Origin of the sequence: Paraburkholderia sp. EG286B, assembly GCF_040965655.1 — a bacterium.
GTDB lineage: Bacteria > Pseudomonadota > Gammaproteobacteria > Burkholderiales > Burkholderiaceae > Paraburkholderia.
The window spans coordinates 596,823-619,390 of record NZ_JBFRCF010000002.1 but is presented as its reverse complement, the minus strand read 5'-3'; the positions used below and the strand labels follow the sequence as shown (position 1 = coordinate 619,390).

At 62.3% G+C, this 22,568-nt stretch carries 25 protein-coding genes, 1 tRNA gene and 2 rRNA genes; 19 read left to right on the top strand and 9 right to left on the bottom strand.

What is annotated here, in order from left to right; translation table 11 throughout:
- Window positions 1-2,538, top strand: a 23S ribosomal RNA gene (locus AB4Y42_RS06175); the annotation flags it as partial.
- Window positions 2,539-2,728: 190 nt separating this feature from the next.
- A 5S ribosomal RNA gene (gene rrf / locus AB4Y42_RS06170) occupies window positions 2,729-2,842 on the top strand.
- 189 nt (window positions 2,843-3,031) lie between these two features.
- Here the strand turns inward: rrf and AB4Y42_RS06165 are convergent.
- On the bottom strand, window positions 3,032-3,205 hold the full coding sequence (locus tag AB4Y42_RS06165) for a hypothetical protein (protein WP_165822956.1): 174 nt from the start codon (window positions 3,203-3,205) through the stop codon (window positions 3,032-3,034).
- Between the two features lie 132 nt (window positions 3,206-3,337).
- On the opposite strand from AB4Y42_RS06165, the gene AB4Y42_RS06160 reads away from it, so the two are divergent.
- Entirely contained in the window at window positions 3,338-3,508 is a 171-nt protein-coding gene (locus AB4Y42_RS06160; protein ID WP_368686329.1) for a hypothetical protein, read from the top strand.
- Window positions 3,509-3,535: 27 nt separating this feature from the next.
- Here the strand turns inward: AB4Y42_RS06160 and AB4Y42_RS06155 are convergent, their stop codons facing one another.
- The 4 genes from AB4Y42_RS06155 to AB4Y42_RS06140 form a co-directional block, all read right to left on the bottom strand.
- The gene (locus AB4Y42_RS06155; RefSeq protein WP_368686328.1) at window positions 3,536-4,888 is read right to left on the bottom strand and encodes an MATE family efflux transporter; all 1,353 of its coding nucleotides are present in this window, start codon (window positions 4,886-4,888) and stop codon (window positions 3,536-3,538) included.
- Complete coding sequence (locus AB4Y42_RS06150) at window positions 4,885-5,193, bottom strand: DUF2288 domain-containing protein (RefSeq protein WP_368686327.1); 309 nt, start codon at window positions 5,191-5,193, stop codon at window positions 4,885-4,887. Before AB4Y42_RS06150 ends, AB4Y42_RS06155 begins: the two co-directional genes overlap by 4 nt.
- Window positions 5,194-5,849: 656 nt before the next feature.
- Window positions 5,850-6,563: a peptidoglycan DD-metalloendopeptidase family protein gene (locus AB4Y42_RS06145; RefSeq protein WP_368693648.1), complete on the bottom strand. Its 714-nt coding sequence runs from the start codon at window positions 6,561-6,563 to the stop codon at window positions 5,850-5,852.
- Between the two features lie 165 nt (window positions 6,564-6,728).
- Window positions 6,729-7,643 carry an aldose epimerase gene (locus tag AB4Y42_RS06140; protein WP_368693647.1) on the bottom strand — a complete coding sequence of 305 codons (915 nt, stop codon included), beginning with the start codon at window positions 7,641-7,643 and terminating at the stop codon, window positions 6,729-6,731.
- Window positions 7,644-8,140: 497 nt separating this feature from the next.
- On the opposite strand from AB4Y42_RS06140, the gene AB4Y42_RS06135 reads away from it, so the two are divergent.
- The 6 genes from AB4Y42_RS06135 to AB4Y42_RS06110 all read left to right on the top strand — a co-directional run bounded on the left by AB4Y42_RS06135 (window position 8,141) and on the right by AB4Y42_RS06110 (window position 13,547).
- Complete coding sequence (locus AB4Y42_RS06135) at window positions 8,141-8,971, top strand: undecaprenyl-diphosphate phosphatase (RefSeq protein ID WP_368686324.1); 831 nt, start codon at window positions 8,141-8,143, stop codon at window positions 8,969-8,971.
- 116 nt (window positions 8,972-9,087) lie between these two features.
- Window positions 9,088-9,164 (top strand) — tRNA-Arg (locus tag AB4Y42_RS06130).
- 129 nt (window positions 9,165-9,293) lie between these two features.
- Window positions 9,294-10,901, top strand: a complete 1,608-nt coding sequence (locus tag AB4Y42_RS06125) for a tyrosine-type recombinase/integrase (protein WP_368693646.1) — start codon at window positions 9,294-9,296, stop codon at window positions 10,899-10,901.
- Between the two features lie 981 nt (window positions 10,902-11,882).
- Entirely contained in the window at window positions 11,883-12,452 is a 570-nt protein-coding gene (locus tag AB4Y42_RS06120) for a hypothetical protein (protein ID WP_368693645.1), read from the top strand.
- 228 nt (window positions 12,453-12,680) lie between these two features.
- Window positions 12,681-12,809: a hypothetical protein gene (locus AB4Y42_RS06115; protein ID WP_368693644.1), complete on the top strand. Its 129-nt coding sequence runs from the start codon at window positions 12,681-12,683 to the stop codon at window positions 12,807-12,809.
- Between the two features lie 129 nt (window positions 12,810-12,938).
- Window positions 12,939-13,547 carry a recombinase family protein gene (locus AB4Y42_RS06110; protein WP_368693643.1) on the top strand — a complete coding sequence of 203 codons (609 nt, stop codon included), beginning with the start codon at window positions 12,939-12,941 and terminating at the stop codon, window positions 13,545-13,547.
- 488 nt (window positions 13,548-14,035) lie between these two features.
- Here the strand turns inward: AB4Y42_RS06110 and AB4Y42_RS06105 are convergent, their stop codons facing one another.
- Window positions 14,036-14,260, bottom strand: coding sequence for a hypothetical protein (locus AB4Y42_RS06105; RefSeq protein WP_368693642.1), 225 nt, complete (start codon window positions 14,258-14,260; stop codon window positions 14,036-14,038).
- A gap of 275 nt (window positions 14,261-14,535) precedes the next feature.
- Here AB4Y42_RS06105 and AB4Y42_RS06100 point away from each other — a divergent pair, with 275 nt between their 5' ends.
- The 7 genes from AB4Y42_RS06100 (at window position 14,536) to AB4Y42_RS06070 (ending at window position 17,045) form a co-directional block, all read left to right on the top strand.
- A complete protein-coding gene (locus tag AB4Y42_RS06100; protein ID WP_368693641.1) occupies window positions 14,536-14,901 on the top strand; it encodes a hypothetical protein in 366 nt (121 codons plus the stop codon).
- Between the two features lie 191 nt (window positions 14,902-15,092).
- Window positions 15,093-15,536 (top strand): hypothetical protein, encoded by a 444-nt coding sequence (locus AB4Y42_RS06095; RefSeq protein ID WP_368693640.1) that lies wholly within the window; start codon window positions 15,093-15,095, stop codon window positions 15,534-15,536.
- Window positions 15,533-15,964: a hypothetical protein gene (locus AB4Y42_RS06090; protein ID WP_368693639.1), complete on the top strand. Its 432-nt coding sequence runs from the start codon at window positions 15,533-15,535 to the stop codon at window positions 15,962-15,964. The genes AB4Y42_RS06095 and AB4Y42_RS06090 overlap by 4 nt, the downstream gene beginning before the upstream one ends.
- A gap of 4 nt (window positions 15,965-15,968) precedes the next feature.
- The gene (locus AB4Y42_RS06085) at window positions 15,969-16,346 is read left to right on the top strand and encodes a hypothetical protein (RefSeq protein WP_368693638.1); all 378 of its coding nucleotides are present in this window, start codon (window positions 15,969-15,971) and stop codon (window positions 16,344-16,346) included.
- Window positions 16,343-16,522 carry a hypothetical protein gene (locus AB4Y42_RS06080; protein ID WP_368693637.1) on the top strand — a complete coding sequence of 60 codons (180 nt, stop codon included), beginning with the start codon at window positions 16,343-16,345 and terminating at the stop codon, window positions 16,520-16,522. Before AB4Y42_RS06085 ends, AB4Y42_RS06080 begins: the two co-directional genes overlap by 4 nt.
- The gene (locus tag AB4Y42_RS06075; protein WP_368693636.1) at window positions 16,519-16,773 is read left to right on the top strand and encodes a hypothetical protein; all 255 of its coding nucleotides are present in this window, start codon (window positions 16,519-16,521) and stop codon (window positions 16,771-16,773) included. The genes AB4Y42_RS06080 and AB4Y42_RS06075 overlap by 4 nt, the downstream gene beginning before the upstream one ends.
- On the top strand, window positions 16,770-17,045 hold the full coding sequence (locus AB4Y42_RS06070; protein WP_368693635.1) for a hypothetical protein: 276 nt from the start codon (window positions 16,770-16,772) through the stop codon (window positions 17,043-17,045). The genes AB4Y42_RS06075 and AB4Y42_RS06070 overlap by 4 nt, the downstream gene beginning before the upstream one ends.
- A 162-nt stretch (window positions 17,046-17,207) precedes the next feature.
- On the opposite strand, the gene AB4Y42_RS06065 is transcribed toward AB4Y42_RS06070, so the two are convergent.
- Window positions 17,208-17,588, bottom strand: a complete 381-nt coding sequence (locus tag AB4Y42_RS06065) for a PH domain-containing protein (protein ID WP_368686322.1) — start codon at window positions 17,586-17,588, stop codon at window positions 17,208-17,210.
- Between the two features lie 325 nt (window positions 17,589-17,913).
- The gene (locus AB4Y42_RS06060) at window positions 17,914-19,497 is read right to left on the bottom strand and encodes an acid phosphatase (RefSeq protein ID WP_368693634.1); all 1,584 of its coding nucleotides are present in this window, start codon (window positions 19,495-19,497) and stop codon (window positions 17,914-17,916) included.
- Between the two features lie 380 nt (window positions 19,498-19,877).
- On the opposite strand from AB4Y42_RS06060, the gene AB4Y42_RS06055 reads away from it, so the two are divergent.
- Window positions 19,878-21,200 (top strand): cytochrome-c peroxidase, encoded by a 1,323-nt coding sequence (locus tag AB4Y42_RS06055; RefSeq protein WP_368693666.1) that lies wholly within the window; start codon window positions 19,878-19,880, stop codon window positions 21,198-21,200.
- A gap of 32 nt (window positions 21,201-21,232) precedes the next feature.
- On the opposite strand, the gene AB4Y42_RS06050 is transcribed toward AB4Y42_RS06055, so the two are convergent.
- Complete coding sequence (locus tag AB4Y42_RS06050; RefSeq protein ID WP_368686320.1) at window positions 21,233-21,475, bottom strand: hypothetical protein; 243 nt, start codon at window positions 21,473-21,475, stop codon at window positions 21,233-21,235.
- 189 nt (window positions 21,476-21,664) lie between these two features.
- Here AB4Y42_RS06050 and AB4Y42_RS06045 point away from each other — a divergent pair, with 189 nt between their 5' ends.
- Window positions 21,665-22,063 carry an RT0821/Lpp0805 family surface protein gene (locus AB4Y42_RS06045; RefSeq protein ID WP_368686319.1) on the top strand — a complete coding sequence of 133 codons (399 nt, stop codon included), beginning with the start codon at window positions 21,665-21,667 and terminating at the stop codon, window positions 22,061-22,063.
- Between the two features lie 7 nt (window positions 22,064-22,070).
- A complete protein-coding gene (locus AB4Y42_RS06040; RefSeq protein ID WP_368686318.1) occupies window positions 22,071-22,520 on the top strand; it encodes an NUDIX domain-containing protein in 450 nt (149 codons plus the stop codon).
- The last annotated feature ends 48 nt before the right edge of the window (window positions 22,521-22,568 follow it).

The window sequence follows — 22,568 nt, the reverse complement described above, 5'->3', positions numbered from 1 at the left end:
CGGAATGGAAGAACTAGGTGTACGACAAGTAGGGCGGGACACGTGAAATCCTGTCTGAAGATGGGGGGACCATCCTCCAAGGCTAAATACTCGTGATCGACCGATAGTGAACCAGTACCGTGAGGGAAAGGCGAAAAGAACCCCGGGAGGGGAGTGAAACAGATCCTGAAACCGCATGCATACAAACAGTCGGAGCCTCGCAAGGGGTGACGGCGTACCTTTTGTATAATGGGTCAGCGACTTACATTCAGTGGCAAGCTTAACCGAATAGGGCAGGCGTAGCGAAAGCGAGTCCGAACAGGGCGTCCAGTCGCTGGGTGTAGACCCGAAACCAGGTGATCTATCCATGGCCAGGTTGAAGGCACGGTAACACGTGCTGGAGGACCGAACCCACTAACGTTGAAAAGTTAGGGGATGAGCTGTGGATAGGGGTGAAAGGCTAAACAAACCTGGAAATAGCTGGTTCTCTCCGAAAACTATTTAGGTAGTGCCTCGTGTATCACCTTCGGGGGTAGAGCACTGTCATGGTTGATGGGTCCATTGCGGATTACGTCGCCATAGCAAACTCCGAATACCGAAGAGTGCAATCACGGGAGACAGACATCGGGTGCTAACGTCCGGTGTCAAGAGGGAAACAACCCAGACCGCCAGCTAAGGTCCCCAAATATGGCTAAGTGGGAAACGAAGTGGGAAGGCTAAAACAGTCAGGAGGTTGGCTTAGAAGCAGCCACCCTTTAAAGAAAGCGTAATAGCTCACTGATCGAGTCGTCCTGCGCGGAAGATGTAACGGGGCTAAGTCATATACCGAAGCTGCGGATGCATATTTATATGCATGGTAGGAGAGCGTTCCGTAAGCCTGCGAAGGTGCGTTGAAAAGCGTGCTGGAGGTATCGGAAGTGCGAATGCTGACATGAGTAGCGATAAAGGGGGTGAAAGGCCCCCTCGCCGTAAGCCCAAGGTTTCCTACGCAACGTTCATCGGCGTAGGGTGAGTCGGCCCCTAAGGCGAGGCAGAAATGCGTAGCTGATGGGAAGCAGGTCAATATTCCTGCACCATTGTGAAATGCGATGGGGGGACGGATCGCGGAAGGTTGTCCGGGTGTTGGAAGTCCCGGTCCTTGCATTGGAGAAGGCGCTTTGGCAAATCCGGGCGCGGGATTCAAGGGTGCGAGGCCATTCACCTAGGTGAAGAAGCAACTGGAAGTGGTTCCAAGAAAAGCCTCTAAGCTTCAGTTTCACAGTGACCGTACCGCAAACCGACACAGGTGGGCGAGATGAGTATTCTAAGGCGCTTGAGAGAACTCGGGAGAAGGAACTCGGCAAATTGGTACCGTAACTTCGGGATAAGGTACGCCCTGGTAGCTTGATGCGCCTGCGCGCAGAGGGTGAAGGGGTTGCAATAAACTGGTGGCTGCGACTGTTTAATAAAAACACAGCACTCTGCAAACACGAAAGTGGACGTATAGGGTGTGACGCCTGCCCGGTGCCGGAAGATTAAATGATGGGGTGCAAGCTCTTGATTGAAGTCCCGGTAAACGGCGGCCGTAACTATAACGGTCCTAAGGTAGCGAAATTCCTTGTCGGGTAAGTTCCGACCTGCACGAATGGCGTAACGATGGCCACACTGTCTCCTCCCGAGACTCAGCGAAGTTGAAGTGTTTGTGATGATGCAATCTCCCCGCGGCTAGACGGAAAGACCCCATGAACCTTTACTGTAGCTTTGCATTGGACTTTGAACCGGTTTGTGTAGGATAGGTGGGAGGCTGTGAAGTGTGGACGCCAGTCTGCATGGAGCCGTCCTTGAAATACCACCCTGATCTGTTTGAGGTTCTAACCTTGGTCCGTGATCCGGATCGGGGACAGTGCATGGTAGGCAGTTTGACTGGGGCGGTCTCCTCCCAAAGGGTAACGGAGGAGTACGAAGGTACGCTAGGTACGGTCGGAAATCGTGCTGATAGTGCAATGGCATAAGCGTGCTTGACTGTGAGACCCACAAGTCGAACAGGTGCGAAAGCAGGTCATAGTGATCCGGTGGTTCTGTATGGAAGGGCCATCGCTCAACGGATAAAAGGTACTCTGGGGATAACAGGCTGATACCGCCCAAGAGTTCATATCGACGGCGGTGTTTGGCACCTCGATGTCGGCTCATCTCATCCTGGGGCTGTAGCCGGTCCCAAGGGTATGGCTGTTCGCCATTTAAAGAGGTACGTGAGCTGGGTTTAAAACGTCGTGAGACAGTTTGGTCCCTATCTGCCGTGGGCGCTGGAAGTTTGAGGGGGCCTGCTCCTAGTACGAGAGGACCGGAGTGGACGAACCTCTGGTGTACCGGTTGTGACGCCAGTCGCATCGCCGGGTAGCTATGTTCGGAAGAGATAACCGCTGAAAGCATCTAAGCGGGAAACTCGCCCCAAGATGAGACTTCCCCGGGGACTTGATCCCCTTGAAGGGTCGTTCGAGACCAGGACGTTGATAGGTCAGGTGTGGAAGCGCAGTAATGCGTTAAGCTAACTGATACTAATTGCCCGTAAGGCTTGATCCTATAACAGGTGTGTTTCGCGATGATCGTTAGTGCTTCAGCACTTACGAGCATCCTGCTCCCGAAGGGAGTGACGCACGGTTGAGATCACGTGTTGTGCCTGAAACAACACAACCCCAATTCAGCAACACCTCTTTACGCTTCTTCCCGATTGGCTGTGGCGCAGAATCCTGCGACGCAGCAACCCGTCATGCCTGATGACCATAGCGAGCTGGTCCCACCCCTTCCCATCCCGAACAGGACCGTGAAACAGCTCCACGCCGATGATAGTGCGGATTGCCCGTGTGAAAGTAGGTAATCGTCAGGCTCCTTATGCAGTACGTCCAGAACCCCGGTGGCTCCGAAAGAGCACCGGGGTTCTGGCGTTTGGGCGCTGGAAAATAAAAGGCTAGCTGCTCGTTCAATGAACGACGCAGCAAAACCACCTCACGGCCAGCTCGACTGGCCGTGGTGAGATTCAGGCAAGGGGCGCGCCGACGCGGTCCCGGCGCTGGGTTCAGTGCCTGCGGCGAACCCGGTCGAGCACGTGATGCTCGGCCAGCCAGTGATGCATCATGCCTTCGCCGTCGTGCTCTTTCCGGTAGGCGCGCGATTCGAAGATCGATAGCCCAAGCAGAACCAGCAGACCCACAGCAAGACCGATCAGACCCGCAATAGTTTCGGCATCCATGGCAGCCTCCTGTCGATTGCAGCCATGTTCGTATCTTAGAACAGTGTCGCTACGGAAAAAATAGCGACTTCAGCCGCTTCGCCAGCCGGCTGGAGCGCCGCTCGGATCACCATTCAGAAAGGATTTCAGGCGATGTACCGTGTTTATCTGGCCCTTGCAATGGCCGTATTGCTTTCGGCGTGTGCCGACAACGCAACGACTCACCGCCACGGCACCCCGCCGCAGGATCCACCCGACTACCATGGTGTGCCGACCGACGACCGGCCGCCGATGATGATCGACAACCCGCCGCCTGCAAAGTAAGAGCGCCGACGCCGGGCGCGAGCGCTGTCAGCGCAGCTGCACAGACACAGGTACGATCGCGCCGCTGATGCGCGGCAGCAAGGGCGAGAGCGTCAGGCCGCGCGCGGCCATGAAGACGAGCAGGGCGATCCACAACCCGTGATTGCCGAGCGGCCCGACCAGCGCCCATGACGCGCACAGAAACACAGCCAGCGACACCGCCATGGCTTGCATGAGTTCGCGCGTGCGCGTCGCGCCGATGAATACGCCGTCCAGCAAAAAGCCCCAAACGGAGATGAGCGGCGAAAGCGCGGCCCATGGGAGGAATGCCTGAGCGGCGGCACGCACCGACGGCTGGTCGGTTAGCTGCCTGATGATCCACGGTCCGCAGGCCCAATAAACCAGAGAAAAACTGAAGGCTCCCAGCGCTGCCCAGAACAGGTTGAACTTCACGGCCTGGCGAAACGCATTGCGATTACCTGCGCCGATCGCCGCGCCTACAAGCGCCTCGGCTGCATGGGCGAACCCGTCGAGACCGTAGGCCATGAAGGTCTGGAAGTTGAGGAGCAGGGCGTTCGCGGCAAGGATCGCGTCGCCTTGCTTCGCGCCCAGATGCGCGAACCATCCAAACGAGCCCAGCAGGCAAAGCGTCCGCAGAAAGATATCGCGATTGATCGCGACGAGTCGTTTGAGCGCCGCCGGTTCGAGCACAGTTTGCAACGCGAGCGGCGCGAGCCCGCGAGGACGAAGCCTCCACAGCACGCAGGCGCCGAAGACAAAACCAAGCGTATCGGCCGTAGCCGTCGCTGCGCCGATCCCGGCGATGCCCCACTGCAGCCCGTACACATAGGCGAGCACCGCAACGACGTTCGTCAGATTGATGAAGATCTGCGAAAGCAGAGCAATGCGCACGCGCTGGGTACCGAGCAGATATCCGAGCACGACGTAGTTCGCCAAAGCGAAAGGCGCAGAGCCGATACGCGCAAGGCAGTAGACCCCGGCGTTGCGCTGCACGTCTGCGCTGCCGCCAATGGCCGCGAGCGTGTAGTGGATCAAGGGCGATTGAATCAGCAGGATCGCGGCGCCGATCGCGAATGCCAGCAGCAGGGCGCGCACGACATTCGCGCGCAATGCGGGGAGGTTGCGGGCGCCGTAGGCCTGTGCGACGAGTCCCGTCGTCCCCATGCGCAGGAAGCCGAAACCCCAAAACACGAAGTTGAAGAACAGGCCGCCTAGTGCGACGCCGCCAAGATCGGCCGCGCTGCCGAGGTGGCCTGCCACAGCCGTATCGACGGCGCCAAGGATGGGCTGCGTGAGATTGGCGAGGACGATGGGAAACGCGAGCGTCAGCACGCGTCGATGCCAGCCTCGCTGCTCGGGCAGAGCCTCCGCGCCGCTCAAGCCCGTTCCTGCACGCACACCCAGGGCGAGACGACGACCGCCCACAACTCCGGCTTGCGCGCAGAGTAATCGGCTGCGGTTTCTGCCGGCATACGGCCGACGAGGCCCGAAGACAGCCATTGCATGACGACCGCACTGTCGTCGTTGGCGATGGCCTCCGCCACGCTGACGAGGTCGAGGTCGCGCGCCACGCTCAGCAACTTGCCTTGCGCGAAGAAACGTTCGAGATCCTGCCAGTCGATCTTGGCGGTTTCGCCGAGCAGCCTGGCGTACGTTGGACTGGGATTGGCGTCTTCGATAGTCATGGTGATTGGATTTTCGTTGCGGCCGATACTATAAACGATAGTCTGCCTGCAGACCGGCGGCCGATGGCGAACGCCGGATCCGCGGTATTAATCACATTAATAAGTCGATATCCAGGCTTGCGGCGCCAAAATACAGACAATAAGCCACATTAAATCAGCAAACATCTGAGCTAAGCACGCTGCGAATTGGTGTTTCAAATTTGTACACCACACCGGATAAATGCAATGTTGCGTGCGCTTGCACACTCAAGCCGGCCGCCTCGAAAATGCGAAAAATACCATGCTTTAAACCGACGATTCTGGCTTGCAAATCCCCTCGACAAAACCATGTTCTTTAGCCTGATCGGCCCGTCCAGCAAGCCTTTGCGCCGATTGATGACTTGTCGATGTGTGTCACTGAAGCGTCCGGTCTTATGGGCCGCAGCAGTTGATTCTGCGTCCTCATTCGTTGCTGAAAAGTGATGCGACACATAATCCGTGCGCCGTAGCACATTTTCGCGCTAATTAAGTGATTGCGCCGCAGGAAGCGCGTTGATAGATTGCGACTCGGCGCATGGTAAACCGGTCCTTTGCCGATATGCGCCAAACCCCCGTTAGCCCGGCGCCATGCCGGGCTTTTTTTCGTCCATTGATTTGGCAGGCCGCAGTGGCCCGTCTCAACGTGCGGGAAGTTCGCGAGTCGGATCGATCGAGCGTCCCTGGTATCGCAGCTCGAAATGCAGCATGACGCGATCGTTGTCGCTGCTGCCCATTTCCGCGATCTTCTGCCCTTGCGCGACGCTCTGGCCTTCCTTCACGAACAACGCCTGATTGTGCGCATAGGCCGTCAGGTAATCGCCGCTGTGCTTGATGATCAGCAAGTTACCGTAGCCGCGCAGACCATTGCCGGCATAGACCACGGTGCCGGGCGCCGCGGCGACGATGGGGGTGCCTGCCGCATTGGCGATGTCGATGCCCTTCGAGTTGCGGCCGTCAAAGTTGCGGATGACCTGGCCGCTGGTCGGCCAGACGAGCGAAATCGACGGGGCAGCCGCCGCCGAAGGTGCGGACGAAGGCGCGGATGCCGTATCGGTTGTGTCGGCGCTCTCGCGCGGGGCAGTCGCTGCGCTACGCGGCGCGGTGCGGGCGCTCGCGGTGCCGGCGGGCGGCTCTACGCGCAGGACCTGGCCGACTTCGATGGCGTCGGGGTTCGACAGATTGTTCCAGCGCACGATGTTCTGCACGGACTGGCGATTGCTGCGTGCGATCTTGTACAGGGTGTCGCCGCGTTCCACGCGATAAAAGCCGGGGCCGACCGGAGCCGATCCGCACGCCGCGAGCAGCGCAACGAGCGCCGCACATGCAATCCGTCTGATTCCTGGTGCCAACATTGAACCTCGCATGACCTTGCCTCGACGGACCACGGTCCGCCGCGCTGGCAAAACGCCTGATTTTAGCGGGTTTGCCAGCGCAACTGGGGTTTTGCCTGATGAATGCCTGACGCGGGCCCCAGCATCCAGACCGGCGCCGGCCCGGCACGGCGCCGGTGCGCGCGATCAGCCGCCGAGCGTCTCGACGCCGATACGCAGCGTCGCCGTCTCCGTTTGACCCGGTGCGAGCCAGCGCAGGCCGAGCCCGTTGTGGATCGCATCGGGCAGACCGAGCCAGGGTTCGACGCAGTAGAAGTCGGAGTCCGCGGCTTCCGTCCACGTCGTGACGGCGTACCAGGGAAGCGAGCCGGGCCGGTTCAGATCGATCGTCACTGCGCGGCCGAGTCCCGGCGCTACGAGGCGCACCGGCGAGGCGGGCGGCGTTGGCTCGAGCACATGGAAGCGGTCGATGATGCTTGCGTCGTCGAGCCTGTATTGCGCTTTGCCGGGTTCGGGCGCACTGATCGAACCGTCCGCGAGTTGATGACGGCGCTGGCTCGCCGGCAGGTCGAGCGTCGTCTGCGCGCGCTGGGCGTGGGGCAAGGCGAAGTAAAAATGATGGCCCGCGTACCAGGGAAGCGGATCCTGGCCGGTATTGGTCGCCGCGAGCGTCACGTCGAGCGTATGCGCGTCGGCCAGCCGGTAGACCGCCTCGAAGCGAAAGGAGAACGGGTAGCCAGCGCGGGTGGCGTCGGAGTCGACGAGCGTCATCTTCAGGCCGTGCCCATCGTCGTCGACCTGCGCCGCGAACGGCAGATCGCGCGCGAAGCCATGCATCGGCAGATCGCGAACCACGCCCTGGGCGTCGCGCCAGCGCCCGATCTGGCCGTCGACGCGATGGCGGCCAAGGAAGGGGAAGAGCAGCGGATTGCCGCCGCGCACGCGTGCCGGCTCGGCCCAGTTCGCATTTTCCGGCCACACGATGACCGGCTGGCCGCCGACGAGCCACGAGAGCAAACGGCCGCCGGCCCACGGCGCGAAGCGCAGCGTCGAGGCACCACGGGTGAGGGTGAGGATGTCCTGTTCTGGATGGGCGTTCATGGGCGGGCCTGGAGTGGGTGGAAGGAGCGTGGCGCGGATGCGCCGGGCAGAGGCGGATTTTGCGCCGCTTTCTCATGCGTGAAAACCCTCGTCGGGAAAGCGTGGGTGTCGTCGACGGAGGAGAGTCAGCATAATCCGCATGACCGTGCGGTAGCGCACAGAGCATTTTCGCAGGAGACCTCCCCATGGACCTCGCAATGGCAATGAGCATGGCTCTGTTCAGCCTCTTTGTCGGTAGCAGCGCGTATTTCTTCTACAAGATGGCGCGCTGATCACGCCACGTTCCGTCCCCCTAGTTTGATTCCCGCGAGCGCGACACGCGCGTTCGCGCCAGGATCCTTGCATTCGCAGCCAATTTTGTTGCGACGCAGTAACTTTTCTGACAAATCCATCTTCAAGCTTGGCGCTGCAATACGGCCCAGGCATAATCGGTGCGCTTTGCCGCACCGGCTCCGCAACGGTCCGGCCCCTTACACCACCATTACGAGGATCCGCGCGTGAGTCTCTGGTTTCTATTCTTCCTGAGCGTGTTGCAAGGCGTCACCGAACTGTTTCCCGTGAGCAGCCTCGGTCATACGCTGCTCGTACCGGCACTGTTCGGCATGCATATCGACAAGCACGCGCCGCAATTGCTGCCGTTCCTCGTCGCATTGCACCTGGGGACCGCAGTTGCGCTGCTCTGGTATTTCCGCGAGCGCTGGGTCGCACTGATCAGCGGCTTCTTTGCCTCGCTGGGCGGTCGCAAGAACGACGACGGGCACATGATGTGGGCGCTCATCATCGGTACGATTCCGACGGGTATCGTTGGCCTTGTGCTCGAAAAGCGCATCGAAGCCATCTTTCACGATCTGCGTATCGTCGCGGCGGCGTTGATGGTCAATGGCGTGCTGCTCTGGTTCGGCGATCGCATCCAGCGCGCGCGTGCACATCGTCCGCCCGAGAAACTCACGTTCCGCCAGGCGTTTCTCGTCGGCCTCGCGCAGATCGGCGCGCTCATTCCCGGCTTTTCGCGCAGCGGGCTCACGATGATCGCCGGCAATGCAGCGGGCCTCACGGCAGAAAAGGCGGCAGAGTTCTCGTTCCTGCTCGGCACGCCGATCATCTTCGCGGCTGGCGTGCTTGAACTGCCCAAGCTGTTTCACGCGCGAGATCAGTTGATGACTGCGGCCGTTGGCGGCGTGCTCACGGGTATTGCGGCCTGGCTGAGCGTGAAGTTCCTGATGAGCTACTTCGAGGGACGCGGGCGCCTCGCGTCGTTCGGTGCGTATTGCCTGATCGCCGGTGCGATTTTCCTCGGCTGGTTCGCGTTGCATCAGCAGCCGGTTTGATTCTGGCGCCAGGCGCCCTGGCAAGTGCGATGAGCGAGGCGCGACCGCGTGAGACGATCGCGGTATAATCCAGCCCCGTCTTGGCGAGGCCCGCTTGCGGCCTTGCCCACGTTCACGCGACAGTAGCTCAGCTGGATAGAGCATCGGCCTTCTAAGCCGAGGGTCGGGGGTTCGAGCCCCTCCTGTCGCGCCATAGACTACAGGCTGGAAGCCACGCCAGATAAGGGAATGCCCCGTCCGGTAAGGTTCTCCGGCCTGTTTTGTTTTCAGCGTGTGTCAGCGAAGTGTGTCAATCAGCCGTGGGATAATCCTTGGAATGGATATGCCCGCTTCGCTTCCTTCTGGAGTCCGCCTTCGCGGCTCTACCTACCAACTCCGCATTGGAGTTCCTGACGACATCCGGCATCTCTGGCCGCGCCGCGCTGATGGATCACTAGCCATCGACGCATACCGCGCGAGTCTCAAGACATCCAATCGCAACGAAGCCGCCGCACGCGCTCACGCCATCATTGCGGACTATCATCGCCAGTTCGAAGACATCCGCGCTCGCAATGCCCCGGCTCCCTTCGTGACGATCACGGCACCGCTTGCCGATCAATTCGCCGCTGAGGCTCGCCGTCTGGTTCTCCAGGCCGAGGAGAGCAACACGTTCTACACCACACCTGTGGAGAAGCGACCCGCTGGGTACGTGCGCTACTTCATTCCCGACACGAAGCAGGAAATCCGTGACGATTTCGCAAGCGCAGGACTCGAAGCGGTCTCTGCGATGCGCGAGGGCAGCACAGACCTGGCCCAGCGATACGGCGAGATCGTTGCGCACGCATGGGGGCTGCGAGTGGACTGGGCCGCTCCCGATGGTCGATCTTGTCTGATCCGCATCACCAGGGCGCTTGTCGGCGCATGGAAGGATGTCGAGCGCCGGGAGCAGGGCGACCCCATCGAGACGCCGGAACCCGCAGCGCCGCCCGTGCCGTCCCAAGCGGTCACGAAGCCGCCGAAGCTGTCCGACGTCATCCCATCGTGGATCAATCGCAACTCCCCCAAGCAGGACGCCATAGGGCGAACGAGACGGGCGGTGGCGCTGTTCGAGCAGGTCACCCAGGGCATACCCGTACCTGAGCTTCGCAAGGCGCACGGGGCCGCATTTGTCGCCTGGTTGCTTGATCCGTCCCGAGAGTTCGGCAGGAAGACCGCCGGGAACATCGCCGCCGCTGTAACGGCTGTGGTGAATGTGGCCGTCAAGGATGACTTGATCGACCGGAACCCGCTGGACCTGAGTTTCGACAAGACCATTGGGAGCGAGCGCCGGGAGCCGTGGACCGATGAGGAATTGAAGCTGATGCTAGGTAGTCCGCTGTTCTCCGACCAGATGGCAACCGTGCCACGCTGGGCCAACGTGGACCCCGAGGACGGCAGGGCGCTTCTGTCGATCCTGATGCACACAGGGGCGAGACTGGGCGAGGTCGGGCAGCTACGCTGCGAAGACTTCGTGACGCGCTCCGGGCTGCTGTGCATCCGATTCACCGCCGAGGCAGGCACGCTCAAGACTGCCGAATCTGAGCGGACTGTGCCGCTTCCGTCGCATCTCCTGGACGATCCGTGGTTCGCTGGCTGGCTCCAGGGAGTACAGGGGCGCACGGGCCAGGCGCTGCCGTCGCTGAATGGCCGAGTGAAGGGTGTATCCGATGTCGGCGCACGGTGGTTCGCGCAGTACCGCGAGGCCACTGGATTGCCCGCTGGAAAGCTGAAAGGCTCCCATCGGTTCCGGCATTGGCTGCGCACTGCGCTGGCTGAGGTCGGAGTGAACACCGAGACGGCGGATGCGATCACGGGACACGCTGCGACCGGCAGTAGTGGCCGAAGGGTCTACACGGCGACGGCGAGTCTGCCGACGATGAAGGCCGCATTGGACGCCGTGAAGTGGCCGTGACCTATATATGATTTTCGATATGATGATAGCCGATATTCATAACCCAGAAGAATACCGCATAGGGTAGATGACCCCGTTCGAGGGTCCATTCTCTATATCGATTTGGTTATAAAGAATGGCTGTAACTACACCGAAAAAAAAATATACCACATGGTAAGAGAGAACCGCCGCAGACGTCCGGCGACCGGTTCCGACACCTTCCAACCTGCCGTTCAATCGGCGGGCTGGTTTTGAGCGCGTATGTCCCAAGGGGGCGACATACAAAATGCCCTCAAAACTGGCTGGTTTGGGGGGTAAGGGGGGCACCTAGGATTCCTGGTGTCTCTCTGAGACTCTAAGAGACGTCCTTAAGACTCTAAGGATCGTCGCTTCGCTCCTCTTTGTTTCTGTAGAAGTTCTTCCCTAAGACTTCACCGTGATTCACTGGACTCCAGGACTTCACGGTGACCGTCCCTGGCTACCGCCACTCCAATCCCAATCTTGTCCGTCTCTGAGACGGCACGGGCCGAACCTTGAGCAGACAACGTGTATCCGCGAGGATCACGGGCGAACCGTCATTGATCGCTGTTGACGTCTGCACGAGGTTCGACCTGTGCCGTCTGGCACACGCCCCGGCAATCCTGCCGAGGTGACATAACAAGGCACCTCCCCCGCCGACGCGAAGATTCGAGACGCGCGAGGTACGGCCCTTGTGTTGGGAAGAGGTCTCGCGCCCAGTCGGACTATCCAACCGACTCGCGAACCGGCGAACCGTGCGGCCTGAGAATCGCACATCACGCGGCAACGTCGAGAGACGCCCCGCACCATCCTACCCATTCCCAGAAGCTACCGGACAGCGCACCGGCCCCGTGAGATGCGCGTGTACCGCGAGGACCGCGAGGCGTTCATGGTTCCGCCCGTCAACATCTCGCCGCGCCTGTGTGCGCTGCCCGATAGCTTTCCTGGCTGTCCTATCCAATTCCCTTTTGACGAGGAAAAATCATGCAAGAAATCGAGATCAAGAACACGAGCCCTGAACTCTTGGCCCTGGCTCGCGCGAAGCGAGCGAAGGTCTGTAGCTGCTGCCATACGCTGAAGCCGCTTGAGGAGTTCGGCATCGAGCCGAACGGGTTCCTGGGGACCGTCGCGAAGTGCCGCACATGCGTCGATACCCGCGAGGCAGAACGCGCCGCCGCGCTGGCCCTGGACCCCGATGCGCCCCGCAAGATGAGCAAGGGGTCTCCGATCAAGGTCGCACAGCTACAGATGCGCGTGGGCGTCGTCTCCAGCTACCCGGAATACAAGGCGCTGCGAGGCGTGGCCGTGGATGTCCCATGCGAATTCCCGGCACCGGCTCCCATGGACATCGAGACGAATGCACAGGCCGTCCTGGAGGTCACGAAGACCGCCGAGGCGGTCCCGATGTTTGCCCGTGGTCCTGGTTCGTTCGGACGCACGCATACGGCTCCTGCTGCCGCTATCGACCTGGCGGCGGGACTGATGCGCCAGGGGTTCGCACCGGCTGACGTAGCGACGTTCCTGGCGGAATACGAGCGAGCGCGGGCCGCGTAAAGGTTGCGGTGGAGGAGGAGCCTGCCGTGTGTCTCTGAGACGCACTCACTCCCCATAGGAGGCCCGTGGATCACTGCGGGTTCTCCTCCCCCTTGGGGGTCGCCATGAGGCCCGAGCCGCCTAGAAAATCACGCGAAAATCCGCGACACCTTTTCGGGTTCCGCGCGACGTCAATTTCCCCCGTGTCTCCCGCCAAGCCGTCCAGGCGGGCAAGTGAGAATCCCTGTCATGAATGAATCGACCTGGGCCACGCGCTGGCCTGTCCGCTGCCGTCGCTGGCTCGCTGCCCGTCTCGCTGCTGCCGTCCTGTACGGCGCGAGCGTGGCCCGTGCTGCCGTCTGGATCGCGCGGCTGTAAGTGGTGTCGCTAGGGTATACCGGCGTGACACCTTAGCCTGGTATCAAGTAAAGGTGTCTTTTGAGTTGACCGTATTTTGACACCCTGGTAGAGTTCGACACCTGAACTCACTGACACCAAGGCGACACCATGCGGAATCTCTACTACGGACGTATCTCCACCGTTGACGGTCAATCGAGCGCGAGCCAATACGCTGACGCTGAGAAGCAAGGCGTGGCCCAGGTGGACACGTTCATTGATGAAGGTGTGAGCGGGTATCACGTAGCGCCTGCCGACCGTGCCGAGTGGCAGAAGGTTGAGCATGACTTGCGGCATGGTGGCGTGCTGTATGTGCGCTGGCTGGATCGCATCTCGCGCCGGTACGATGAACTGCATTCGACCATGCAACGTCTGATGTCGCGAGGCGTCAAGGTGGTCTGCACGATGAACGGCATGACGTTCGATGGCGCGGACACCAACCCCATGACTAAGGCCGCGCGTGACGCCGTTCTAGCGTTCATGTGCGCCCAGGGCGAGGCGGATTACAAGAACCGTCGCGAGATGGCAGACCGTGGAATCGAGATCGCCAAGGCCGCAGGGAAGTACAAGGGCCGCGCGAAGTCCATCAACGATGCAGAGATCGCCCAGGCCGTGGCCGATGGCGCGAAGTGGGCGGATGTCATGGAACGCTACGGCGTGAGTAAGTCCGCAGTAGCGCGAGCCGTCCGGGCCGCCAAGGCCGCCGCAGAATCAGCCTGATCCCGAACACCAACCAATCCCCCGAGGGCCGCCATGCGCGGCTCTTGTCGTTTCTGAGGTCGCACACGCCCGCACCTGGTCGCGTGGATGCACCAACGTTTTTTGCGAAAGGACATCCCATGCCGATCTATCCGCCCGCGAGGCCCGTGGACCCCCTGGAGACCGTCCTGTGTCTCCGCTGCCTGTCCTGGCTCCCGCCTTCGCTGTTCTACCGTGACCGATCCCGCGCACCCTGGACCCGTGGCGCTTATTCGTCCTGCTGCAAGGCATGCACGAAGCTGGAGAGGCGCGAGCGATACCAGGCCGATCCCGTGGCCGCTGCTGCCGCCCACAAGCGCCGCCGCCAGGCCCGCCGATCCCGTGAGCCGTCCGAAGCCGCCGAGGCTGTCCTGGGCCGTCTCCGCAAGCGCCAGGGACTCCCAGGTAAGTTTGAGCGCCAACGCATCAAGCGGACATCACCGAGACCCCGCGTGACGTTCGAGGAGCTTCTACAGTCCCGCCGTGACGCTCGCGCACTCCGCGCCAAGCTGGAGCAGCAACGCCGCGTCAATCGGCTCCAGGCAGAGCGAGACGCCGCCCAGGCTCGCGCCGAGCGTGCGCAAGACATCGAGCGGGCCAGAGACGCCGAGTGCGTGGCTCGTGTTCTCCGTGGCCGCGACGCCGAGCGCATGACCGCTGCCGAGTGCATGGCCGCCCTGATCGAGCTTCAGCAATCCCGGAATACCTGACTAGATCGAAAGGTTTTGTAAGTGTGCGCTGAATTCGTTTTGCCTGGAGAATCCAGGACTTACGAACGACCGTTCTAATCACCCAGGTTCGAGACCGCCTGTCAAGACTTGTACGGCCCGTGAGGTCTCCGGCATCCTGGCGGCTCGCTGGACACCACGAAGCGGCCCCGGCTCCTGTGCGAGCAATGCCGGTACTGGCTGCGCAAGCTTAGATGCACCGCTTCTGCTGTCCGCTTTTCCACACTCTGACGAGACCAATCATGACGAAATCCCGCACCCTCCCGAAGCGGCCCCGTAAGTCCTCCGGCCTGATCGCCTGGGAGGAGCAACGCGACGCCCTGACGCGTGTCACTGCCGACCTGAGCGCCGCCCTGATGATTCCGAAGCCTGCCGAGCGTAAGCAGTGGCTGGACTCCGCGTTTACTGCCGCCGACCTGTTCCCGTCTGATGACCTGGCCGAGCGTATCGCGAAGATCGGCAACGCCAAGCGTGTTAGCGTCGAGAAGCTGGCCGCGCTGCGCGACGAATGCGCCCAGGCACTGGCGCTGGTCGATAGCAAGCTGGTCCCCATGCTGTACGAACACATCAAGCTGGTCGAGGCATACCGCGCCGCCAAGGGCGCATGATCCCCCCCGCTACTGGTCGAAGTCCTGTTCGACCTGGCTCTAACCGCCGTGCCCGTCCTGCTGCTATGCGGGTTCACGGCGATCCTTTATCACGTCTGGGATTGATCCCGGACGCTCCCCGGACCTGACACCGAACCATCCGCCGCGCCTCCGTGCGTGGCATTCAATCAATCAGTTCTACCAGGTACACCATGCACACCAACCATCTCCGCCACGCTGCCGAGCAACGCTATAAGCGAGCACTCGCCGCCGCAGAATCCGCACCGCGCATCCGCGCAGCAAGCGACCGAATCAGCAAACTCACGCGCCTGTCCGCTGACGATCTGCCCGCAGCACTCCGCGCCGAGGCCGCGACGCTCGCCGCCGACCAAGGCCACCCGACGACCGTGAAGCTTCTTGGCGACATCGCCGGAATGCTCGAAGCCAATCACACGGACAGCAACGCCTGGGCCGCGCTGGACAACTACCGCCGCGACGTGAGCCGCGCCGCGAGTCGCGTGGAAGGCATCGACCCCGAACGTGAGCGCCCGAACCCGGCACCGGTCGCCGTGAATGGCTACGGCAAGACATTGCCGACCAAGATTCTCTATCAGGGTGAGCCGAGCGCCGCCGCAACCGAGGAGGCCGCAGAGTGATTCGCCTCATCGACACCCGCACCGGCCAAGCTGTCGCCGCAAGCGAAGTCCAACGACTGGCCGAGGCCCGCGCCGCTGGTGCGCTCCATTACGTCCAATGCGATCACGAGGGCTATCCGCTGAAGAACGCGCAGGGCATGTACGAGGCCGTGACCGATCCGGGCCGCCTGAGTATCGAAGCACAGCGCGAAGTCCTGGAGGATGTCCGCAAGTCGCCGCAACGCAGCTACTTCAACACCGCCGAGCAGACCGCCGAGAGCGTGGCCGCCAACCGTGCCGCGATGATCGAACGCTTTGGCTCGCAGTCCGTCGCGCCGTCGCATGCTGGCCCGAGGGTCGGCGACATCGTAGAGACCCCGCATGACTCGCTGCCGAGCTATGAGGGCGTCACGATCACCCGCGTAAAGCATCCGATGGCCGCGAGCTAACGCCGTGGCATTCCTGCACCGGGTCCGCTCCTTTCCGAAGGATGCGGATTCGCGCAACCCCTGGCGCTACGTGGGGCCGTCCGGCGAGACGCTTGGCTACTCCCTGCCGCGCGACGACCGCGAGGCCGTCTATCGGTTCGAGAAGTTCGGCGGCCCTGGCGTCTTTGTGAAGTACGAGGAGCCGCGCCACGGCGAGCTAGGACGATCGGACTGGGTTCGATGGCATCGCAAGCAAGCTGCCGCCCCGGTTGACACGAGACCCCCCGCGCCGTTCCAGGAGCCGCCAGAGACGCCCGCGCCGGTCGAGCGATATGCGACCCGCGAGGTATCCGCAACCCTGCCACGGGCCGCTTATGGCCTGCAATCGAGATTTCAGAGATGACCCAGACCCCCGAAGATATCCGCGCCGATCAACTGGCATACGGCAAGGAGCAATCCCAGGCCGCCCGCGAGCGCCGCGACGCTTTCCGCAGTCCGCTGTATCACGCGCTGAAGGGTGCGAAGCTGGAGCCGCGCCGGTTCTCCGACCTGGCCCAGTTCCACGAGGATGAATCGTGAGCCGCCGCCGTGAGCCTGAAGTCCTGCCGGTTACGGGCAAGCCGAGGGGCGGCCTGTTGACTGTCACCGAGCGGGCCGAGCGTGACCCGCACTACGCCGCCCAGGTCAAGGCGACTGCCGAGCGCATGACGCGCGAGCATCAAGCGGCCCAGGACCGCGAGCGCCAACGCGTGGCCGACATGCGAGCGACCAAGCGCCGAGGCGCGGAGATCGGATTTACCGTCCTGGACATCCTGGAGGGCCGCGCATGACGATCCACGCCCAGACGTTCGAGTGCATCACCTGTCACGAGTCGAAGCCGTTCGAGGCATTCTATGCTGATCGGTCACGCAGGGACGGCAAGCGCCGCGCGTGCAAACTCTGTGACCATGCGGCCCGCGCCGAGCGCAAACGCAACGTGACGGCTACCCGTGAGATCGCCAAGCATCTCGCGATGCACGCGGCCCGCAAGAGGTTGCGCGAGCAACTGGCCGCGACCCGTGATAACATCGCCGCTCCTGTGTCAATTTCCACGGCGGAATGATGACGCACACTTCAGCTAAATCATTGATATTGCTGGGTGTAGTGTGCGAGGGCTTGGGAGTTCGAGCCCCTCCTGTCGTGTCAGGTCAAACAAAAAGCCCGGCGTTCACCGCCGGGCTTTTTGCTTTTTCCTTCACCACGAATCCACCCCGCCTCAAACCCCTCACGCCACGAGCCGCAACGGCACTGGCTCCTCAGCCGCCTGCGCGAGAAAAACCATGCGGCGAAACTCGTTCGGGTTCGAAATGCCGGGAATCGGCGTAGCGATCAGGCCCCCGCCGCCCACGACGAGCGCGCCATAGTCGAATATCCGGCCGATCAGGCTTTGCTCGATCCGCACGCTCTCGATCTTCGCGAGCGTCAACTCCACCGTGTGACGACGCACGGCACCGAACCTGGCCACCACGCGCTTGTTGGTCACGGCGAATTCCGTCGTCCACCAGGCGAGCAGCGACGCGCCGAACAGTCCCAGCCCTGCGGCAAAAAAACTCACCGCTGCGAGCGGCGAGGTCCCCATGGTGCCGATGAGCACGCCCCAAATCATGAGCAAAAGGCTCAGTGTGATACGCGGACCCATCGCCCAGAAGCAGGGGTGTCCCTCGCAGACGATCCTTTCGCCTGGTAGGAGAGTCGATTCGACGTATTTCACAATGACCTCCGTCAATATTTGTGCAGTAATTAATCTGTAAGGTAGTGCATCTTTCGGCGCAGGATCCGTGGTCAAACGTCGCGGCTCAGGGCTCCGCCGGCGCATGGCGCGTGCAAGGGGCGATGAATCCGCGGCGCAATAAAAAGGGCAGCCCGAGGGCTGCCCGCAAAACCGGATGAGCAACATCCGGCAATCGATGATCCGATGGCTAGTCGCGCGCTTAGAGCTTGACGTCGAGCGCGTTGGTCAGGTCGCCCATCGGCTGGGCGCCGTTGCTCTTGAGCGCGGCGTCGCGGCTCGCGAGTCCCGGCAGCGTGGGCAGCGAGAAGCGGCGCGTGATGAGGCGCAGGATCGAGGTCGTGTCGTACTGCGTGTGGTCGACGTAACCCTTCTTCGCGTACGGCGAGATGACGAGCGCCGGAATGCGCGAGCCCGGACCCCAGCGGTCGCCCTTGGGCGGCGCAACGTGATCCCAGAAGCCGCCGTTTTCGTCGTAGGTGATGACCACGACCATGTTGTTCCACTGCGGGCTCTTCTGCAGATGCGCGATGACGTCAGCGATGTGCTGGTCGCCGCTCGCCACGTCCGTGTAGCCTGCGTGCTCGTTCAGGTTGCCCTGCGGCTTGTAGAACGCCACGGCAGGCAGCGCACCGGCGTCGATCGCCTTGATGAACTCCGTGCCGTCCATGCCGCCGTCGAGCAGGTGCTTCGCGCGCGCGCCGGTGCCCGGCGCGTAGTTCGCGAAGTAGTTGAACGGCTGGTGGTGCGGCTGGAAGTTCGGCGCCGTCATGTTCGCGCCGTAGATCACGCCCGAGGTGCTGTTCTGCGCCGCGCTCACGGCCGCGCCCCAGGCACCGCCGTACCACGCCCACGTCACGCCCGCGTTCGAAAGCAGATCGCCGATGTTCTGGGCCGTTTGCGCGGGCAGCGTGGAGGCGTTCGACGGGTCGGCCAGGTTCGTGTCGCCGCCCGAAGCCGCTGCATTGCCGCTCGGCTGATACGGCGGCTGCATCGTGTTGACCGCGTAGAAGTCCGGCGTCAGGTTGCCCGACTTCACGAATTTCGGAACGCCATCGAGCGCCGACTTCGGCGAGTTCGATGCGAGCGTGAGCGAGACGCCATCGGCGTCCACGGTCGAGATCGTCGGCTTGGCCGGGTTCGTGTCCGCGTTCGCGTAGTACGGCGTGCACGCGCAGATCAGCCACTGGTGATTCAGGAACGAGCCACCGAACGCGCCCATGAAGAAGTTGTCGGCGAGCGTGTATTGCTGGGCGAGCTTCCAGAGCGGCAGCTTTTCGGCGCTCGTCGTGTAGTGCCCCATCACGAGACCGCCGGAGTCGCCGTAGGCCGCGAACATGTCGTTCTTGCCGCCGTGGATCTGCATCTGGTTCTCGTAGAAGCGGTGATACAGGTCGCGCGTCGTGACCGAGAGCGGTACGTTGTAACCCTTCGCGTCGTCGATGGCGAACGGCGCATTCGGCATGTTCTCGGTCATCGCCGCGGTCACGACGGGCGTGACGCCCGTTTGCGTGAGACCGTTCCAGACGGTCGGCAGCGTGGCCAGCACGGAGCCGTCGCGATCGAGCTGCTGCGCGCTTTGCGCGCTCACGTTCTGCAGGCCATTGGCGTTCGGGAAGCTGCCGTACAGGTTGTCGAAGCTGCGGTTTTCCGCGTAGATCACGACGATGTTCTTCACCGACGAAAGGCCGGGCTTGCTGCTGTCGTTGCCGCCGCAAGCCGCGACGGCCAATACCGACGCCGCTACCGCGATCGGCGTGGCATAGAACCATTTTCTGTTGATCATTTTTCTCTCTCGCGTTGGGGGCCCGCATGGAGGCCGGCGCGAATGACACCGGTCTTCGGGCGAGGCGCAGTGTCGCAACGGATTTTGACAGCGATATGTAAAAAATTACATTTAGCTTTTCCAAAGCCTTTGATTGCATGACATCTGTCTTACGTCATGTCATTGGAGCGTCATATCCCTGACATACGCTTTCGCGACTTCGATGCGCGGCTGAGCGCATCGGCATTCGCACTGCAGCGGCGCGCGGCCACGCGCGCGCCGCGCTCAAGCTTCGGGGACCAGGCATGTTGCGTAGATTGGCGCGTCGTTCGGCGCGAACGGATGGTGAGACGCGGGCTCGATCGCACGGCGGCGCGCGCCGCCACGCGGGGCGCTTCGTGATGGCGGCCGGGCTGTCGTTGCTGCTGGCGGCATGCGACGGCAGCACGTCCGCTTCCGCCGACGCCGATGCGACGACTGGTGCATCCGGCAGCGCCTCGCGCGCGCACGACGCCAATGCGAACGCACGCGCCGTACAGGGCGTGAAGCTCATGAAGATCGCCGCGCCGGCGCAAGGCGGGCAGACGCGTGCCGAGGTCTATGCGCAGGTGCGCCGCATGACGGCGCTCGGCAAGCAGATGTTCTTCGACCCGTCGCTCTCGGGCTCGGGCAAGATGGCATGCGCGTCGTGCCACAGCCCGGACCACGCGTTCACGCCGACGAACTCGCTCGACGTGCAGATCGGCGGCGCCGACATGCGACGCCAGGGCATGCGCGCCGTGCCGACGCTCAAGTATCTGCAGGCAGTGCCGGCGTTCGCCGAGCACTATCACGACTCCGATGACGAAGGCGATGAAAGCGTCGATGCCGGTCCGACCGGCGGCCTCACGTGGGACGGCCGCGTCGATCGGGGCTCGGAGCAGGCGCGCATTCCGTTGCTCTCGACGTTCGAGATGGCGAGTTCGCCGCGCAAGGTCGCCGAAGCCGTGCGCGCGGCGCCCTACGCAGGGGCGTTTCGCGAGGCCTTCGGCGCGCGCGTCCTCGCTGACGACGACGCGACTTTCAAGGCAGTACTGAAGTCACTGGAAACCTTCGAGCAGTCGCCTGAAGTGTTCTATCCGTACACGAGCAAGTACGACGCGTACCTGGCCGGCAGGGCCACGCTCAGCGCCGCCGAACTGCGCGGGCTGCAGCTCTTCAACGACGAGAAGAAGGGCAATTGCGCGAGCTGCCATATCAGCCAGCGTGCAAAGGACGGCTCGCCTCCGCAGTTCAGCGATTTCGGTCTGATCGCCGTGGGTGTGCCGCGCAACCGCGCGCTCGCCGTGAATCACGACCGCAAGTTTTTCGATCTCGGCGCATGCGGCCCCGAGCGCACGGACCTCGATCACCGCGCGGAATTTTGCGGGCTCTTCCGTACGCCGACGCTGCGTAACGTTGCGCTCAAGAAGTCGTTCTTCCACAACGGCATCTATCACTCGCTCGAAGACGTGCTGCGTTTCTACGCGCGGCGCGACACGAATCCGGAGGAGTTCTATCCGGTGGTGAAGGGCCGGGTGCAGAAATTCGACGACCTGCCGAGTCGCTACTGGGTGAATCTCAACACGGATCCGCCGTTCGATCGCAAGCCCGGCGACGAGCCGGTGTTCAGCAACGCCGAAATCAAGGATGTGATTGCGTTTCTCGATACGCTTACCGACGGCTGGCAGCCGGGCCCGCATTGAGCATCAACTGAGTGTGAACTGGGCGCGCGGCGTCAGACGCCCGCGATCAGCAGGCAGGCACCGGTGAGTACGAGGAAGGACGCGAGCAAGCCGACCGTGCCGATGCGCACGGTGGCGTCCGGCCAGCGCGGTGGGCGCTCGGGACGGACTACGAAGTTCGGGCCGGGCGCCTGCGGTCGTGGCGCGAGCGTGTAGTGCGCGACGAACGCCATCAAGCCGATGCAGATGAGGGTCAGCAGAACTGCAAAGACCCTCAATGCGATGGCGTAGGTCATGTCAGGGATTGCCGATGGGCTGTAAGTGGGAGAGGGAGCCATCGTAGTGATCGGCCCTCTCCCTCACCATCGGATCAGTCTGAAAAGGACCCGGCGGCCCGCGCGCGTTCGGCCTTGCTGGGCGAGCCGAAAAAAGGGCGCGTGTTATGCTTTTCGTCGATTCGTTCAGTCCGCCGAGGAGAACACACAATGTCCAGCATGCCCCGAACCCGTCACACGCTGAGCGCCCTGGGCGCGGCGCTCCTTGTCGCCGTCGGCATGGGCAGCGCGCACGCCGCCAACCTGGGTTTCTTGAACAACACGCCCATGTCGTTTATGACCCAGGCCGACTACAACTCGCTCCAGAATGCCGTGCGCGATGCCGTCGAGCACAAGGCCGATGGCGAGAGCGCGTCATGGTCGAACGAAGGCTCGCGCAACGGCACGCGCATCACCTCGACCATCACGCCGTCGAATACGCAAAAGGAAGGCGAGAAGACCTGCCGCGATACCGAGGTCGTCATCAACGCGAAGGGCCAGTCGATGACACTGCGTCCGCACTTCTGCCGCACGGGCCAAGGCGCCTGGGTTTTCCAGAAGCAGCACTGAGCGCGCAGTGAACGGCAAGATCGTTTCGTGCGGCATCGTGCTGCTCGATCCTGAAGGCCGCGTGCTGCTCGCGCACGCAACCGGCACGAATCACTGGGACATTCCGAAGGGGCAGGGCGAGCTAGGCGAGAGCGAATCGCAGAGCGCGCGCCGCGAGATGGTCGAGGAGACCGGCATCGATGTCGCGGCGCCGCGCCTCGTCGATCTCGGTCGCTACGTGTACCGGCGCGATAAGGATCTGCATCTCTTTGCCGCGCGTGCGAGCGCCGATGAACTCGACCTCACGCGTTGCGTTTGCGTGTCGTTGTTTCCGCGCCGTGAGGACGGCGTGATGATTCCGGAAATGGACGCCTGGCGCTGGACCTTGCCCGGCGAAGTGGATCGCTACGCGAGCCGCAGTCTCGCGCGGCTCTTTAGCATGTCGCTCTCGCTCGCGGAACTGCATCGCAGACTGTGAGCCGGCGTTTCGATTGAGACGCGCCAGCCGCCAAAATGAAAAAAGCCC